Genomic DNA, 16161 nt, shown 5'->3' with positions numbered 1-16161 from the left:
GGTGGGGATATGTCGTGCATCCGGTTCAACACCCCCGCCCAGCGTCAGGCCATGCGGAACAGCCGGCCGGCGATGCTCACTCCCGAGGAGGCGGCCGCGCTGCATCCCGCCCCGGAGGTGACGGAGAGCAAGGTCCGGCGACTGCGACTGCTCGCGACGGACGCCAACCCGAAGATCCGGGAGGCGGTGGCCAGCAGCTACAACACGCCGGAGGATCTGTTCTGGACGCTCGCCCGCGACGCCGACGAGGGCGTGCGCGGCTGCGTGGCGAAGAACGAGGCGACGCCGTGCGACATCCTCCGCGAGCTCGCCGACGACCGGTCGGAGACCGTACGCGGCTGGGTGGCCGTCAACTACTTCGTCCCGGCGGATGTGATGGAGAAGCTCGCGAACGACCGCAGCCGCACCGTGCGCAGCCTGGTGAAGTGGAAGGCGTCTCTGGCCGACGAGACGGCGCCCGAGCCCGCGGCGGTCTGATGCCCGACCCGTCGAGCGTCCGCGTCGACTCCTGGGCGTGGGCCGTGCGGCTGTACAAGACCCGCTCCGCGGCCTCCGACGCCTGCAAGGCCGGCCACCTGAAGGTGAACGGCGAGCGGGCGAAGCCGGCCCAGCCCGTGAAGGTCGGCGACGAGGTTCGCGCGTGGACGGGAACGGCCGAGCGCATCTACATCGCCCGCCGGCTGATCGTGAAGCGCGTCAGCGCCGCCATGGCCGCCGAGTGCTTCGAGGACCGCACGCCGCCGCCCCCGCCGCGCACCGAGGCGCCGGCGACCGTTACGCGCGAACGCGGCGCCGGACGCCCGACCAAGCGGGAGCGCCGCATGCTGGACCAGCTCCGGGGCCGCTGATGGCGCTCGCGCGCATCGGCATCTCCGGCTGGACCTACGCGCCGTGGCGCGGCGTGTTCTACCCGCCGAAGCTGCAGCACCGACGGGAGCTCGAGTACGCCTCCGAGCGGCTCGACTCGATCGAGATCAACGGCAGCTTCTACTCGCTGCAGCGCCCGGCCAGCTACCGCACCTGGGCTGAGAACACCCCGGACGAGTTCGTATTCAGCGTCAAGGGCGGCCGGTACATCACCCACATCCTGCGCCTGAGGAACGCGCGCGGCGCCGTCGCGAACTTCTTCGCCTCGGGCGTGCTCGCCCTCGGCCCCAAGCTCGGCCCGCTGCTGTGGCAGCTCCCTCCGACCCTGCAGTTCGACGCCGAGCAGGTGGACGCCTTCTTCCGGATGCTGCCGCGCAGCACCGCCGAGGCCGCCGTGCTGGCGGGGGAGGCGACCCTCGACGAGGACCGCACCCACACCGCGGTGGACGCCGACCGGCCGCTGCGGCACGCGGTCGAGGTGCGCCACGCGTCCTTCGACGTCCCCGGGTTCACCGCGATCGCCCGGGAGCGCGGGGTCGCGATCGTGCTCGCCGACACCGCGGGACGCTACCCGGTCATCCGGGAGCTGACGGCGCCCGACTTCGGATACGTGCGCCTCCACGGCGACGAGGAGCTCTACACCAGCGGCTACGACGACGCCTCGCTCGACCGCTGGGCGGCCGAGCTCGGCGGCTGGCTCGCGGGAGGCCGCGACGTCTACGCCTACTTCGACAACGACGTGAAGGTGCGGGCGCCCTACGACGCGATGGGCCTCCGCGACCGCCTCGCCGCGTGGACGCCGCGCCCGCACGGATCGGACGCTCACTAGACTCGATCTGTGGAGGGTGCACGCGTCGTGGTGAGCTCGCGGGTCTGGACGATCCCCAACGTGCTCAGCTTCTTCCGGCTCGCCCTCGTGCCCGTGTTCCTCTGGCTGATCGTCATCGGAGAGGACGGACTCGCCCTCCTCGTGCTCGTCGTCTCGAGCGTCACCGACTTCCTCGACGGCTGGCTCGCACGGCGCCTGAACCAGGTGTCGCGGCTCGGCCAGCTGCTCGATCCGGCCGCCGACCGGCTCTACATCTTCGCCGCGCTCATCGGCCTGTGCTGGCGCGAGGTCATCCCCTGGTGGCTGTTCCTTGTGATCGTGGCGCGGGATGTGATGCTCGTCGTCCTCGGCGTCATCCTCGCGAACCACGGCTACGGTCCGCTGCCCGTGCACCACCTCGGCAAGGTGGCCACTTTCTGCCTGTTCTGGGCGCTCCCGCTGCTGATGCTGGGGGAGGCGTACGCCCCGCTCGCGCCGTTCTCGTTGCCCCTCGGCTGGGCCTTCGCGCTGTGGGGCGCGTTCCTGTACTGGTGGGCGGGAGTGGTCTACATCCGTGAAACCGCCCGCGTGATCCGCCTTCCGGCCGATGACACCCGCTCTCGATCCGATACGCTGGACCGCAAGGAGGTTGACGGTGCCTGACAACATTGACCCGAACGCTGCGGCCGGCGGAGCCGACGACACCGCTCGGGGCCCCCTGCGCGACGCCGCGGGCAACGAAGACACGACCGCGCGCTTCGGCGAGGAGTTCATCTCGAAGATGTACCCCTCGGGCGAGGTGTCGCCGGAGGAGCAGGAGGCCATCGCCGCCCTGCCGTCCGGCTCGGCGCTGCTCATCGTCCGCCGCGGTCCGAACTCGGGGGCGCGGTTCCTCCTCGACGCCGACGTGACCACCGCCGGGCGCCACCCGAACGCCGACATCTTCCTCGACGACGTGACCGTGTCGCGCCGCCACGCGGAGTTCACGCGGCACGGCACCTCCTTCGAGGTCCGCGACCTGGGCTCGCTGAACGGCACGTACTACGACGGCGTCCGTATCGAGAGCGCGCTTCTCGCCGACTCCGCCGAGGTCCAGATCGGCAAGTTCCGCCTTACGTTCTACGCGTCGCGCCACGACCTCGCCGCAGCGGCGAACGGCTAGTGGCCCGGCCGGCCCAGCGGGCCGCCGGCGACGCACCGGCCCTGCTCAGCATCGGCCAGGTCCTCGCTCGCCTCAGCCCCGAGTTCCCGGACCTGTCGTCGTCGAAGCTGCGCTTCCTGGAGGAGCGCGGGCTGGTCTCGCCCGCCCGCACGGCCTCCGGGTACCGGAAGTTCTCCACCCTCGACGTGGAGCGGCTGCGGGCGGTGCTCGCCATGCAGCGCGACCACTACCTCCCGCTCAAGGTCATCAAGAAGTACTTCGCCGACCTCGACGCGGGACTCGATCCGGCCTTCCCGGGCACCGCACCGGCGGGATCCATTCTCGGCGGGTCGCGGCGCTACCGGCGTGACGACCTCCTCCGCGAGGCCGGAGCCGACGCCGAGCTGCTCCAGGACTCCGTGAGCGCGTCGCTTATCCCCGCCTCCGATTCCTACGGCGATGAGGCGCTGACGGTGCTCCGCGCCCTGGCGGAGCTGCGGCGGAACGGCATCGAGCCCCGGCACCTACGCGGTTTCCGCGCGGCCGCGGAGCGCGAGATCGGCCTGATCGAGACGGCCCTGGTGCCGATCGCGCGGCGGAACGACGCGACCGCGAAGGCCCGGACGGCTGAGCTCGCCCGCGAGATCGCGGCCCAGCTCGACGTGGTGCGCGGCAGCATCATCCGGTCGTCCATCGCCCGGCTTCGGCCGTGACCGGGGCCGGCCGGACCGACACGCCGACGCCGAAACCACGGATGTCGTTGCCCGGCGACGCCCGCATGGGTACCGTGGATGAAGCGACGCGGTTGCGGCGCGCGATCCACTACCCGGGTGAGAGGCGATCTTCATGAGCGAACTGAGTCGTGACGACGGCGCCTCCCGCTACGACCTGGGCCTGCTCTTCACCGACGGCCTGCCCGAGATGGACGACGTGAACGGCTACCGCGGCGCGGTCGCCGCCCGCGCCGCCGGCATCTCCTACCGGCAGCTCGACTACTGGGCCCGGACGGGCCTCGTCGAGCCGACCGTCCGCGGCGCCGCCGGTTCCGGCTCGCAGCGCCTGTACGGCTTCCGCGACATCCTCGTGCTCAAGCTCGTGAAGCGCCTCCTCGACACCGGCATCTCGCTGCAGCAGATCCGCACCGCGGTCAACCAGCTCCGAGAGTCGGGCGTGAACGACCTCGCGCAGACCACGCTGATGAGCGACGGCGCGAGCGTCTACCTCTGCACCTCGAACGACGAGGTGATCGACCTGGTCAGCCGTGGGCAGGGCGTCTTCGGCATCGCGGTCGGCAAGGTCCTCCGCGAGGTGGAGACCAGCCTCGTCGAGCTCGACACCCAGCCTGACGCCATGGACGAGCTCGCCGCTCGTCGCGCCGCGCGCACCCGCGCCTCCTGACGCGCTCGCGCCCGCCGCGCATCCCCCTCCCACCGCGCTCGAAGTGCAGCTAGTTGCGCTCGACACGCCGTTCGAGTGCGCAACAAGCTGCACTTCGCGGGGGTGGGGAGGCGCCGGGAGGCGGGGCTCAGGACTGGGCGGTCGCGTATTCGCCGAGGCGAGCGGTGCGCAGCACGCGCTCGAGCAGCAGGTCGAAGTTGTGCGCCATCTCCTGCGCGCTCTCGCCCGGCCAGACGTGCAGCGGCTTCGCCGCGCCCTGCGCCTGCTGCAGCGACGTGCGCTCCGGCAGCTGGGGGAGAGCACGAGCGGGCCGAACATGTCGCGCAGCTCCTTGATGCGGAACTGGTGCTCCAGCGACTGCACGCGCGCACGGTTGACGATGATGCCCAGCGGCTGGAGGCGCGGTGACAGACCACGGCGGATCTCCTCGATCGCGCGCAGCGCGCGGTCGGCGGCCGCGACGGAGAACAGGCCCGGCTCGGTCACCACGGCGACGCGGTCGCTCGCGGCCCAGGCCGTGCGGGTCAGCGCGTTGAGGGACGGCGCGCAGTCGATCAGCACCAACTCGTAGTCGTGCTCGACGTTCGCAAGCGCCTCCTCGAGCTTCCAGATGTCACGGATGCTCGGGTGCGGGCCGTCGAAGTTGATCGCCGACGGGCTGCCGATCATCACGTCGATCGTGCCGGAGCGGCCCTTCGTCCAGCCGGACGGCGCGATCGCCGCGCGCACGATCTTCTCCTTGGGGGAGGCGAGCACGTCGGCGACGTTGAGGTGACCGGCGACCTGGATGTCCATGCCGGTCGAGACGTCCGACTGCGGATCGAGGTCGACGACCAGAGTGCGCAGCCCTTTGGCGAACGCCGCGGACGCCAGACCGAGCGTCACAGTGGTCTTACCGACACCGCCCTTGAGGGAGCTAACGCTGAGTACGTGCACGAGAGCCACGTTACCTTCACTAGTCTTAGAGAACCTAACCGTTTGCTGTGTGGTGATCACCCCTGCTCGAAAGGTCCCCATGTTCCGAAAGATCCTCGTTGCCAACCGCGGTGAAATCGCCATCCGGGCCTTCCGGGCCGCATATGAGCTGGGCGCCCAGACCGTCGCCGTGTTCCCGTACGAGGATCGCAACTCGATGCACCGGCTGAAGGCGGACGAGGCGTACCAGATCGGCGAGCCCGGGCACCCGGTCCGCGCCTACCTCGATGTGGCGGAGATCATCCGCGTCGCGCAGGAGTCCGGCGCCGACGCCATCTACCCGGGCTACGGCTTCCTCTCCGAGAACCCCGAGCTCGCCGAGGCCGCCCGCGCGGCCGGCATCGCCTTCATCGGCCCGCGCGCCGAGGTGCTCGAGATGGCCGGCAACAAGGTGACCGCCAAGGAGCACGCCATCGCCGCGGGCGTCCCCGTGCTCAAGTCGACCCCGCCGTCGCGCGACATCGACGAGCTGCTGGCGGGCGCCGACGCCATCGGGTTCCCCATCTTCGCCAAGGCGGTCGCCGGCGGCGGCGGCCGCGGGATGCGTCGCGTCGCGACCAAGGAGGAGCTGCGCCCGGCCCTCGAAGAGGCCATGCGCGAGGCGGACAGCGCGTTCGGCGACCCCACCATGTTCCTGGAGCAGGCGGTGCTCCGTCCGCGTCACATCGAGGTGCAGATCCTCGCCGACGGCTCGGGGGACACCATCCACCTGTTCGAGCGCGACTGCTCGGTCCAGCGCCGCCACCAGAAGGTGGTCGAGATCGCCCCGGCCCCGAACCTCTCCGACGACATCCGTCAGGCGCTCTACCGGGACGCCATCGCGTTCGCGAAGTCGATCAACTACGAGAACGCTGGCACGGTCGAGTTCCTGCTCGACACCGCGGGCGAGCGCGCCGGCCAGCACGTGTTCATCGAGATGAACCCGCGCATCCAGGTCGAGCACACGGTCACGGAGGAGATCACCGACGTCGACCTGGTGCAGTCGCAGATCCGCATCGCGGCGGGCGAGTCGCTGGCCGACCTCGGACTGAGCCAGGACAGCGTCCAGATGCGCGGCGCCGCCCTGCAGTGCCGCATCACCACCGAGGACCCGACCGCGGGCTTCCGGCCCGACACCGGCAAGATCACGACGTACCGCTCGCCGGGCGGCGCCGGCATCCGCCTCGACGGCGGCACGATCAACCCGGGCGCCCAGATCAGCCCGCACTTCGACTCCATGCTCGCGAAGCTGATCACCCGCGGCCGTGACTTCCCGGCCGCCGTGCTGCGCGCCCGCCGGGCGCTGGCCGAGTTCCGCGTCCGCGGCGTCGCCACGAACATCCCGTTCCTGCAGGCCGTGATGGAGGACCCGGACTTCATCGCCGGCAACGTCTCCACCTCCTTCATCGAGGAGCGCCCGGAGCTGTTCCGCGGCCGCGCCTCGAAGGACCGCGGCACGAAGGTCCTCAACTGGCTCGCCGACGTCACCGTCAACCAGCCGAACGGCCCGCGTCCGCAGACCGCCGACCCGGTCGAGAAGCTGCCGCACATCGACCTCAGCGCCCCGGCCCCCGCAGGCTCGCGTCAGCGCCTGCTCGAGCTGGGCCCGAAGGGCTTCGCGGAGGCGCTGCGCGCGCAGAAGGCCCTCGCTGTCACCGAGACCACGTTCCGCGACGCACACCAGTCGCTGCTCGCGACCCGCGTCCGCACCCGCGACCTCGTCGCGGTCGCGCCCTACGTGGCGCGCATGACGCCCGAGCTGCTCTCGGTCGAGGCCTGGGGAGGTGCGACCTACGACGTCGCGCTGCGCTTCCTCGGCGAGGACCCGTGGGAGCGTCTGGCGACGCTGCGCGAGGCGCTGCCGAACATCAACATCCAGATGCTGCTCCGCGGCCGCAACACCGTCGGGTACACGCCGTACCCGACGCAGGTGACCGACGCCTTCGTGCGCGAGGCCGCGGCGACCGGCGTCGACATCTTCCGCATCTTCGACGCCCTCAACGACGTGTCGCAGATGCGCCCCGCCATCGAGTCGGTGCTCGCCACCGGCTCCTCGATCGCCGAGGTCGCCGTCTGCTACACCGGCGACCTGCTCGACCCGGCCGAAGACCTGTACACGCTCGACTACTACCTGCGCCTCGCGGAGCAGATCGTCGAGTCGGGCGCGCACATCCTCGCGGTCAAGGACATGGCGGGCCTGCTGCGCCCGGCCGCGGCCGAGAAGCTGGTCGCGGCGTTCCGCGAGCGGTTCGACCTGCCGGTGCACGTGCACACGCACGACACCCCGGGCGGCCAGCTGGCCACGCTGCTCGCGGCCTCGCGCGCCGGAGCGGACGCGGTGGATGTGGCGAGCGCCCCGATGGCCGGAACCACCAGCCAGCCGAGCGCCTCCGCCCTCGTCGCCGCCCTCGCGCACACCGAGCGCGACACCGGCATCTCGCTCTCCGCGGTCGAAGACCTCGAGCCCTACTGGGAGGCCGTGCGCCAGGTCTACCGTCCGTTCGAGTCGGGCCTGCCCGGCCCCACGGGTCGCGTGTACAAGCACGAGATCCCCGGCGGCCAGCTCTCCAACCTGCGCCAGCAGGCGAAGGCGCTGGGCCTCGCGGAGGACTTCGAGCTCGTCGAGGACATGTACGCGGCCGCGAACCGCATCCTGGGCCGCATCCCGAAGGTGACGCCGTCGTCCAAGGTCGTCGGCGACCTCGCGCTGCACCTGGCCGCGGTGAAGGCCGACCCCGACGACTTCGCCGAGAACCCGCAGAACTACGACATCCCGGACTCGGTGGTCGGCTTCATGGCGGGCGAGCTGGGCGAGCTGCCCGGCGGCTGGCCGGAGCCCTTCCGCACCAAGGTGCTGGCGGGCAAGACGGTCAAGGTCGGCGTGGAGGACCTCTCCGCCGACGACGCCTCCGCGCTGGAGGGATCGAGCGAGGAGCGCCGGGCGACCCTGAACCGCCTGCTGTTCCCCGCGCCGACCCGCATCTACGAGCAGATGCGCGAGCTGTTCGGCGACCTCTCGGTGGTGGACTCCCTCGACTACCTCTACGGGCTCAAGCAGGGCAGCGAGCACGTCATCGAGTTCAGCCGCGGCGTGCGCCTCTACCTCGGGCTCGAGGCGATCGGCGAGGCCGACGAGAAGGGCATGCGCACGGTCATGACCACGCTCAACGGCCAATTGCGGCCGGTGTTCGTGCGCGACCGCAGCATTACGGTCGAGTCGAAGGCCGCCGAGAAGGCGGACACGGCCAAGCCGGGGCACATCGCCGCACCGTTCTCGGGCGTCGTGACCCTGCAGGTCGCGATCGGCGATCAGGTTGCGGCGGGCCAGGCGGTCGCCTCCATCGAGGCGATGAAGATGGAGGCCGCGATCACGACCCCCATCGCCGGCACGGTCGAGCGGCTCGCGATCCCGAAGACCCAGCAGGTGGACGCGGGTGACCTTATCGTGGTCATCCAGCCCGCCTGAGCGGGTCGACGGCCTACAATGACGAGTCGCGGGACCCACCCGCGGCAGAAGGAGAATGCGACGACGTGGCCGAGAGTCATGATGCCGGTCGGCCGGAGGAGGAGCGCACCGCGCGCGAGCTGGTGCCGGCCGACGACGAGCTGACGCCGGCGCCCGCGTTCGAGCCGCTGCCGTCGCTCGATGTGGACGCCAACCTCAGCATCGCCGTCGACCTTCCGCCGGCACAGCCGCATGAGATGCCGGAGGACGAGGCCGCCGTGGCGATCGACGAGGTCCCGGTCGACCCGGGGTTCGTCGCGTCGCCGACCGAGCCGACGACCATGTCGGTCGCGATCGTCGCGTCGCGGCTCGCGACCGCGCCGGAGCCGGCCGACGGCGCAACCGAGCCCGTCACCGCGCTCCCGGCCCCGGAGCCGTTCGCCGGCTCCCGCCGCGACCGTCTGCGCGGCGAGCACTCGGTGCAGCCGGAGCCTGCAGCCATGCTGACCGCCGACCGCCTCCTCGAGGTCAACCGCAAGACGCGACCGGGTCCCGAGGGTCCGTGGCAGCGGTTCGTCTACAACGTGACGTTCCGCACCGTGAACCTCGGCGACTCCGCCAAGGTGCGCGCCCGCAAGGAGCTCGACCACCGCATCCAGAAGCAGCTGGAGGGCGGCGCGCGCTTCGTGCCCGTGCTCACGCGCAAGGGCGGCGTCGGCAAGACCACCGTGACCACGCTGCTCGGGATGGCGCTCGCCTCGGCCCGCGAGGACCGCATCATCGCGATCGACGCGAACCCCGACCGCGGGACGCTGTCCGAGCGCGTGCCGCGCCAGACGCGCTCGACGGTCCGGGACGTGGTGCACAAGGCCGCGAGCATCGGCGGCTTCACCGACTTCTCGACGCTCGTCTCGCGCGATGAGACGCGCCTCGACATCCTCGCGTCCGACACCGACCCGATGCTCTCCGAGGCGTTCGACGAGAACGACTACAACGTCGTCGCCGACCTCTCGGCGCGCTTCTACTCGATCGTGCTCACCGACTGCGGCACCGGCATCGTCCACTCGGTCATGCGGGCGACTCTGCAGCGCGCCGACTCGCTCGTCATCGTCTCCGGCGGCAGCGTGGATGAGGCGCGTCTCGCGTCCGAGACCCTGACCTGGCTCGAGGCGAACGGCTACGGCGACCTCGTCCGCAACGCCGTCGTCGCGCTGAACACCGCCACGCACGCCACCAACCTGGTCAAGCTGGAGGAGATCGAGGCGCACTTCCGGTCGCGCGTCCGCGAAATCGTGCGCATCCCGTACGACCCGCAGCTGGCCGCGGGCTCCGTGGTGTCGTGGAAGGACCTCAAGCCGCTGACGCGCCTCTCCGCCCGCACGCTGGCCGCCCTCGTGGTCGAGGGCCTGCCGGCCGAACGCGACTGACCCCGTCCATCCCGCCGTTTCGAGGAGTACCTGTGACCGAACGCCAGATCCGCCTGTTCGGCGACCCCGTGCTGAAGACCCCGTCGGAGCCGATCGGCGACATCGACGACGGCGTCCGCGGCCTCGTCGAGGACCTGGTCGACAGCGTCCTGCCGCCCGGACGCGCCGGCGTCGCCGCTCCGCAGATCGGCGTCAACGAGCGCGCCTTCAGCTACAACGTGGATGGCCAGGTCGGCTACGTGATCAACCCCGTCCTGGCCGAGGTGTCGGGGGAGCCGGAGCTGATGGACGAGGGCTGCCTCTCCGTCCCGGGCCTCTGGTTCAAGACCCTGCGCTACCCGTACGCCCGTGTGACCGGCGTCGACCTCGACGGCAACCCGATCGAGGTCGCCGGCACCGGTGTCCTCGCGCAGGCGCTCCAGCACGAGACCGACCACCTCGACGGCAAGCTCTACCTCGACCGCCTCGACAAGGAGAGCCGGCGCGAGGCGATGAAGCAGGTGCGCGAGTCCGACTGGTTCTGACGCCTCGGCCTAGGATGGCCGTATGCGCATTGCGGTCACCGGAGGATCGGGCAAGCTCGGACGCACTGTGGTGCGCGAGCTGCGGAAGAACGGGGACCACGTCGTCTCCCTGGACGCGACGGGGGAGCGCGGGCCCGGCTTCGTCCGCGTCGACCTGACCGACTACGGGCAGACGATCGACGCCATCCTCGGGGTGAACGACCAGCACGACGGCTTCGACGCGATCGTGCACCTCGCCGCCATCCCGGCGCCCGGCATCCTGAGCGACGTGGCGACGTTCCACAACAACATCCGCGTCACCTACAACGTCTTCCAGGCGGCACGACGGGCGGGCATCCGCAACGTCGTGTACGCGTCGAGCGAGACCGTCCTGGGCCTGCCGTTCGACGTGCCGCCGCCGTACATCCCGGTGGACGAGGACTACCCGGCCCGGCCGGAGAGCACGTACTCGCTGGTGAAGCACCTCGAGGAGCAGATGGCGATCGAGCTCGTGCGCTGGGACCCGGCGCTGAAGATCGTCGCGCTCCGCTTCTCCAACGTCATGGACCCCGAGGACTACGCGGCCTTTCCCGCCTTCGACGACGACCCGTGGGCCCGCAAGTGGAACCTGTGGGGCTACATCGACGCGCGCGACGGCGCCCAGGCGATCCGCCGCGCCCTCGAGTGGGATACGACCGGCTTCGACCGCTTCATCATCGCCGCCGCCGACACCGTCATGAGCCGCCCCAACGCGGAGCTGGTCGCCGAGGTCTTCCCCGGCGTCCCGCTGAAGCGAGACCTCGGCACCAACGACACCCTGCTCTCCATCGACAAGGCCCGCCGCATCCTCGGCTACGCCCCCACCCACTCCTGGCGCGACGAGGTCTGACCCCGTCCCTCACCCCGCCCATTCGTGACGAATCAACGCCATTCGTCACGAATCGCGCCCATTCGTGACGAATCAACGCCACGTCGGATGCGCGATGGGGTTGTGGATGGGCGACTTCTCCACAGCATCGGACGTGTGTCGCCGCGCTCAGGAGAGCGTCGAGATCATGGAGTATGCGAGGCGATTCATGGCACACGACGACACGACCGACGCGCCACCCCGATCCGCTGCACCCCTTCCATGGAGTGCGCATCAATGTCGAGGCGCGCAGTGTGCCCGCGCTCTGTCTCGCTTATCTTCCGCTCATGCCGCAGGAAGCGGTCTTCAGCCATCAGACCGCCGCGGAGCTCCTCGGCATTCCGCTTCCCACCGACGTCACGGGCAGCCCTTTGCACGTCTCGGTGCCGTTCCCACGTACGCCTCCGGGCGGGCGGGGCGTGATCGGCCACAGTCTCGGCTCGCTCGTCGGCGGAACGGTCGGAGGGTTGCCCGTCTGCTCGCCGGAGCAGGTCTGGTGCCAGCTGTCGACGGCGATCAGCCCGCTTGACCTCGTCGCGGCGGGTGATCACCTCGTGGGCGCGCGCTCGCGCGAACCCCGGACGGATGTCGGCCGACTCGCCGCCGCTGTTGATCAGTGCCGCGGGTCACGAGGCACCCGGGCCCGAGCGTGGGCGCTGCCGCGCATCCGTTTCGGCACCGATTCGCGGCCGGAAACGCTCCTCCGCCTGTTGCTCGAGGAGCTCGGGTTCTCCGACCTGGAGGTCAACAGCCCGGTAGTTCTCGACCACGGGCGACTGACACTGCATCCCGACCTCAGCATCCGGGAGTCTCGGCTCGCGTTCGAATATGAGGGTGACGGCCATCGGGAGAAGCGGCAGTGGGGCGTCGACATCCGACGTCAGGAGCACTTCGAGGTCGCGGGCTGGCTTGTCGTCCGCGTCACCGCCGACGATCTCTTCCATAATCGTGACGGCCTGATCGCCCGGCTCGCGCCATTCGTCACGAATCGCGCCCATTCGGCACGAACGAGCGCGATTCGTGACGAATCGTGAGGGGTGGAGGCGTCAGTGCGCCAGCGAGAAGCCCTGCGTGCTCGGGTTGTCGCTGTAGATTCCGTCGACGACGTCGGCGAAGTCGGCGAGGATGACGTTGCGCTTGATGCTCAGCTTCGGCGTCAGGTGGCCGCTCGCCTCGGTCAGCTCCGTGGCGAGAACGACGAACTTGCGGACGCTCTCGGCGCGCGAGACGCCCGCGTTCGCGTGGTCGATCGCGCGCTGGATCTCGGCGTGCACGGCCGGATTCACGGACGCCTCGGCGAGGGTCATGTCCTTGTCCTCGCCGTTGTTCGCGAGCCAGGTCGGCAGCATCTCGGTGTCGAGCGTGATGAGGGCCGAGATGAACGGCTTCTGGTCGCCGACGACGATCACCTGGCTGACCAGCGGGTTGGAGCGGATGGGGTCCTCCAGCGCCGCGGGCGAGACGTTCTTGCCGCCCGCGGTGACGATGATCTCCTTCTTGCGGCCCGTGATCGTGAGGTAGCCGTCGGAGTCGAACGAACCGAGGTCGCCGGTCTTGAACCAGCCGTCGTCGAACGCGGCGGCGGTCGCCTCCGGGTTCTTCCAGTACTCCTTGAAGACGTTGATGCCGCGCACCTGGATCTCGCCGTCGGCGGCGAGACGCAGGTCGACGCCGGGGAGCGCCGGGCCGACCGTGCCGATCTTGAACATGTCGGGCCGGTTCACGGTCGCGGGAGCGGTCGTCTCGGTGAGGCCGTAGCCCTCAAGGATCTTGATGCCGAGGCTGTGGTAGAAGTGGCCGAGGTGCGAGCCCAGCGGAGCGGATCCCGACACGGCGAACTTCACCCGGCCGCCCATCGCAGCGCGCAGCTTGGAGAAGACCAGCCGGTCGTAGAGCGCGAACTTCAGCTTGAGCCCGAACGGCACCGACCCGGCCTCGACGGCCTTGGAGTGTGCCACGGCGACATCGGCCGCCGCGCGGAAGATCTTGCCGCGGCCTCCGGTCTCGGCCTTCTGCTCCGCCGAGTTGTAGACCTTCTCGAACACGCGCGGCACGGCCAGCAGGAACGTCGGCTTGAAGCTGGCGAGGGCCGGCAGCAGCTGCTTGGTGTCGGCCTGATGCCCGACCTTCACGCCGCCGGTCACGCACAGCACCGCGATGAAGCGCGCGAACACGTGGGCGGTCGTGATAAACAGCAGAGTGGATGCTCCGCCCGGCTGCTGCACGACCTCCTTCAGCGCCTCGGCCGAGTTGCGCGACAGCTCGACGAAGTTGGAGTGGGTGAGGACGCAGCCCTTCGGCCGCCCGGTCGACCCCGATGTGTAGATGAGGGTGCCGATGTCGGACCCCTTCGCCAGGTTGCGGCGGCGCTCGATCTCCTCGTCCGGCACGTCGCGGCCGGCGGCGGCGAGCTTGTCGAGGTCGCCGAGGTGGAGCTGCCAGACCGTTCCGATGAGCGGGAGCTCCGGGTGCACCTCGTCGAAGCGGGCGTGCATCTCGGCCGTCTCGAGGAACACCGCGATGGCGCCGGAGTCGGACATGTTCCACTGGATCTGCGTGGGGGAGGAGGTCTCGTAGATGGGGACGAGCACCGCGCCGGCGAACCAGGTCGCGAAGTCGATCAGCGTCCACTCGTACCGGGTCTTCGACATCAGCCCGATCTTGTCGCCCGGCTGGATGCCCGCAGCGACGAGGCCCTTCGCCAGCGCGATCACCTGCCGGTGGAACTCCGCGGCCGTGACGTCCTTCCATCCTGCTCCGTCGGGCAGGCTGAACAGCGGCTGGTCGGGAGTCTGCTTCACGCGGTCCACGAGCAGGTCGGTGGCGTTGGCCTCCGGGTCCAGGGGGACGATGACAGGTGTTTCGAACAGATTCACGGTAGCTCCCTCGATACCGGGCGGCGGGCTTCCGGTCGAATGGCTTCGGCCGGATGGGTTGATTACACTCTAGATGGTTTGGCCGGGAGCCTTCTGCGACCCGGTGCCACCCCCACCCCCGCACTCAGGAAGGCCACACGTGCACGCCATCGGCATCGACATCGGCGGGACCAAGATCGCGGGAGCCGTCGTCGACGAGCTCGGCGCGATCGTGCGCGAGGACCGGGTACCCACCGACGCGAGCCGACCGGAGCAGATCGAGAACGCGGTCGTCGAGATGATCGAGCGCCTCTCCGACGGCCACGAGGAGATCGCCGGCGCGGGCGTCGCGGCCGCGGGCTTCATCGACGCCGCGCAGTCCACCGTCTACTACGCGCCGAACATCAGCTGGAGGCACGAGCCGTTCCGCGAGAAGCTCGAGAAGCGGATCGACCTCCCCGTCCTCATCGAGAACGACGCCAACGCCGCGGGCTGGGCCGAGTTCCGGTACGGCGCGGGCCGCCTGGTCTCCGACATGGTCATCCTCACCATCGGCACCGGCGTCGGGGGCGCGATCGTCAGCAACGACCGCCTGTTCCGCGGCGGCTTCGGCGCGGGCGCCGAGATCGGCCACATGCGCGTCGTCCCCGGCGGCCTGCCCTGCGGCTGCGGCGCGCACGGCTGCATCGAGCAGTACGGATCGGGACGCGCGCTGCAGCGCATGGCCAACGAACTCGCCGACGCGGGCGGCATCGGCCAGGGCCTCGCGGACGTCCGCGCCCGCACCGGCGCCCTCACCGGCCACGACATCAGCGCCCTCATCACCGCTGGCGACCCGGGCGCGCTCGCCGCTCTGCGCCAGCTGGGCGACTGGCTCGGCCAGGCCTGCGCGAGCCTGGGTGCCATCCTCGACCCGCAGCTGTTCGTGTTCGGCGGCGGCGTCGCCCAGGCCGGCGAGCTGCTGCTCGAGCCGATCCGCCTGGCGTACCTCGAGAACCTCCCTGCCCGTGGGTTCCACCCCGAGCCGGAGTTCGTGATCGCCGAGCTGGTGAACGACGCCGGGGTCGTCGGCGCCGCGGACCTGGCGCGGCTGCACGCATCCTCGCTCTGAGCCGACGCGGGGGATAGGCTTCGGTTCGATGTTCTACTGGCTGATGAAGTACGTGGTCGTGGGCCCGCTGCTGCGCGGCATCTTCCGGCCGTGGGTCGTCGGCCTCGAGAACATCCCGGCCGAGGGCGCCGTCATCCTGGCGAGCAACCACTTGTCGTTCATCGACTCGATCTTCCTCCCGCTCGAAGTGGACCGGCACGTGTCGTTCCTCGCGAAGAGCGACTACTTCACGCGGCGTGGGATCAAGGGATGGGCGACCAAGGCGTTCATGAACGCCACCGGCCAGCTGCCCATCGACCGCTCCGGAGGAAAGGCCTCGGAGGCCTCCCTCAACACCGGGCTCAAGGTGCTGGCGCGCGGCGAGATCCTCGGCATCTACCCCGAGGGCACACGCAGCCCGGACGGCAAGCTGTACCGCGGCCGGACCGGCGTGGCCCGCATGATCCTGGAGGCCGGCGTCCCGGTCGTCCCGGTGGCCATGGTGGACACGGCCAAGATCATGCCGATCGGGACGCGCCTCCCGAAGATCGGCCGCATCGGCATCATCGTCGGGGAGCCGCTCGACTTCTCGCGGTTCGACGGGATGGAGGGCGACCGCTTCATCCTGCGCTCGGTCACCGACGAGATCATGTACGAGCTGCAGCGCCTCGGCGCCCAGGAGTACGTCGACGTCTATGCCACCACGGTCAAGGAGAAGCGGGCGACGCTGTCACAGTAGGTCGGGCGCCCCGCCATTCGCGATAGG

15 protein-coding genes and 1 pseudogene are annotated in these 16161 nt (G+C 70.3%); 14 read left to right on the top strand and 2 right to left on the bottom strand.

Translation table 11 applies throughout. The features are described 5' to 3' along the window. Positions 1-9: 9 nt before the first annotated feature. The 7 genes from A0130_04550 (at position 10) to A0130_04520 (ending at position 4214) form a co-directional block, all read left to right on the top strand. Positions 10-477: a hypothetical protein gene (locus A0130_04550; GenBank protein ID ANF31050.1), complete on the top strand. Its 468-nt coding sequence runs from the start codon at positions 10-12 to the stop codon at positions 475-477. Continuing rightward, the gene (locus A0130_04545) at positions 477-848 is read left to right on the top strand and encodes an RNA-binding protein (protein ANF31049.1); all 372 of its coding nucleotides are present in this window, start codon (positions 477-479) and stop codon (positions 846-848) included. The genes A0130_04550 and A0130_04545 overlap by 1 nt, the downstream gene beginning before the upstream one ends. After that, positions 848-1696 (top strand): hypothetical protein, encoded by an 849-nt coding sequence (locus A0130_04540; protein ID ANF31048.1) that lies wholly within the window; start codon positions 848-850, stop codon positions 1694-1696. The genes A0130_04545 and A0130_04540 overlap by 1 nt, the downstream gene beginning before the upstream one ends. 9 nt (positions 1697-1705) lie before the next feature. Further along, complete coding sequence (locus A0130_04535; GenBank protein ANF31047.1) at positions 1706-2338, top strand: CDP-diacylglycerol--glycerol-3-phosphate 3-phosphatidyltransferase; 633 nt, start codon at positions 1706-1708, stop codon at positions 2336-2338. Next, positions 2331-2837: a transcriptional regulator gene (locus tag A0130_04530; GenBank protein ANF31046.1), complete on the top strand. Its 507-nt coding sequence runs from the start codon at positions 2331-2333 to the stop codon at positions 2835-2837. Before A0130_04535 ends, A0130_04530 begins: the two co-directional genes overlap by 8 nt. Further along, positions 2837-3529 (top strand): MerR family transcriptional regulator, encoded by a 693-nt coding sequence (locus tag A0130_04525; GenBank protein ANF31045.1) that lies wholly within the window; start codon positions 2837-2839, stop codon positions 3527-3529. The genes A0130_04530 and A0130_04525 overlap by 1 nt, the downstream gene beginning before the upstream one ends. Positions 3530-3662: 133 nt before the next feature. Then, positions 3663-4214 (top strand): transcriptional regulator, encoded by a 552-nt coding sequence (locus A0130_04520; GenBank protein ANF31044.1) that lies wholly within the window; start codon positions 3663-3665, stop codon positions 4212-4214. 127 nt (positions 4215-4341) lie between these two features. Here the strand turns inward: A0130_04520 and A0130_04515 are convergent. Continuing rightward, positions 4342-5159: pseudogene (locus tag A0130_04515) on the bottom strand (chromosome partitioning protein ParA). 70 nt (positions 5160-5229) lie between these two features. Between A0130_04515 and A0130_04510 the strand changes: the two are divergent. The 5 genes from A0130_04510 (at position 5230) to A0130_04490 (ending at position 12484) form a co-directional block, all read left to right on the top strand. Next, the gene (locus A0130_04510; GenBank protein ID ANF31043.1) at positions 5230-8634 is read left to right on the top strand and encodes a pyruvate carboxylase; all 3405 of its coding nucleotides are present in this window, start codon (positions 5230-5232) and stop codon (positions 8632-8634) included. A gap of 65 nt (positions 8635-8699) precedes the next feature. Continuing rightward, positions 8700-10040 carry a hypothetical protein gene (locus A0130_04505; protein ANF31042.1) on the top strand — a complete coding sequence of 447 codons (1341 nt, stop codon included), beginning with the start codon at positions 8700-8702 and terminating at the stop codon, positions 10038-10040. A gap of 32 nt (positions 10041-10072) precedes the next feature. Continuing rightward, a complete protein-coding gene (locus A0130_04500; GenBank protein ID ANF31041.1) occupies positions 10073-10564 on the top strand; it encodes a peptide deformylase in 492 nt (163 codons plus the stop codon). 22 nt (positions 10565-10586) lie between these two features. Next, a complete protein-coding gene (locus A0130_04495; protein ID ANF31040.1) occupies positions 10587-11432 on the top strand; it encodes a UDP-glucose 4-epimerase in 846 nt (281 codons plus the stop codon). A 272-nt stretch (positions 11433-11704) separates the two neighbouring features. Further along, positions 11705-12484, top strand: coding sequence for a hypothetical protein (locus A0130_04490; protein ID ANF31039.1), 780 nt, complete (start codon positions 11705-11707; stop codon positions 12482-12484). A 12-nt stretch (positions 12485-12496) separates the two neighbouring features. On the opposite strand, the gene A0130_04485 is transcribed toward A0130_04490, so the two are convergent. After that, positions 12497-14326 carry a long-chain fatty acid--CoA ligase gene (locus tag A0130_04485; protein ANF31038.1) on the bottom strand — a complete coding sequence of 610 codons (1830 nt, stop codon included), beginning with the start codon at positions 14324-14326 and terminating at the stop codon, positions 12497-12499. 139 nt (positions 14327-14465) lie between these two features. Between A0130_04485 and A0130_04480 the strand changes: the two genes are divergently transcribed. Further along, positions 14466-15416: a glucokinase gene (locus tag A0130_04480; protein ID ANF31037.1), complete on the top strand. Its 951-nt coding sequence runs from the start codon at positions 14466-14468 to the stop codon at positions 15414-15416. Between the two features lie 28 nt (positions 15417-15444). Continuing rightward, positions 15445-16134 (top strand): 1-acyl-sn-glycerol-3-phosphate acyltransferase, encoded by a 690-nt coding sequence (locus A0130_04475; protein ANF31036.1) that lies wholly within the window; start codon positions 15445-15447, stop codon positions 16132-16134. The last annotated feature ends 27 nt before the right edge of the window (positions 16135-16161 follow it).

Origin of the sequence: Leifsonia xyli, assembly GCA_001647635.1 — a bacterium.
Classification (GTDB): domain Bacteria; phylum Actinomycetota; class Actinomycetes; order Actinomycetales; family Microbacteriaceae; genus Leifsonia; species Leifsonia xyli_A.
The sequence above is the reverse complement of the archived record's forward strand: the minus strand, read 5'-3'. Positions and strand labels throughout refer to the sequence as shown.

Bases quoted from the DNA above. Each gene is read 5' to 3' on its own strand.
- A0130_04550 (ANF31050.1), top strand. From the start codon at position 10: ATGTCGTGCATCCGGTTCAACACCCCCGCCCAGCGTCAGGCCATGCGG.
- A0130_04545 (ANF31049.1), top strand. From the start codon at position 477: ATGCCCGACCCGTCGAGCGTCCGCGTCGACTCCTGGGCGTGGGCCGTG.
- A0130_04540 (ANF31048.1), top strand. From the start codon at position 848: ATGGCGCTCGCGCGCATCGGCATCTCCGGCTGGACCTACGCGCCGTGG.
- A0130_04520 (ANF31044.1), top strand. From the start codon at position 3,663: ATGAGCGAACTGAGTCGTGACGACGGCGCCTCCCGCTACGACCTGGGC.
- A0130_04510 (ANF31043.1), top strand. From the start codon at position 5,230: ATGTTCCGAAAGATCCTCGTTGCCAACCGCGGTGAAATCGCCATCCGG.
- A0130_04495 (ANF31040.1), top strand. From the start codon at position 10,587: ATGCGCATTGCGGTCACCGGAGGATCGGGCAAGCTCGGACGCACTGTG.
- A0130_04475 (ANF31036.1), top strand. From the start codon at position 15,445: ATGTTCTACTGGCTGATGAAGTACGTGGTCGTGGGCCCGCTGCTGCGC.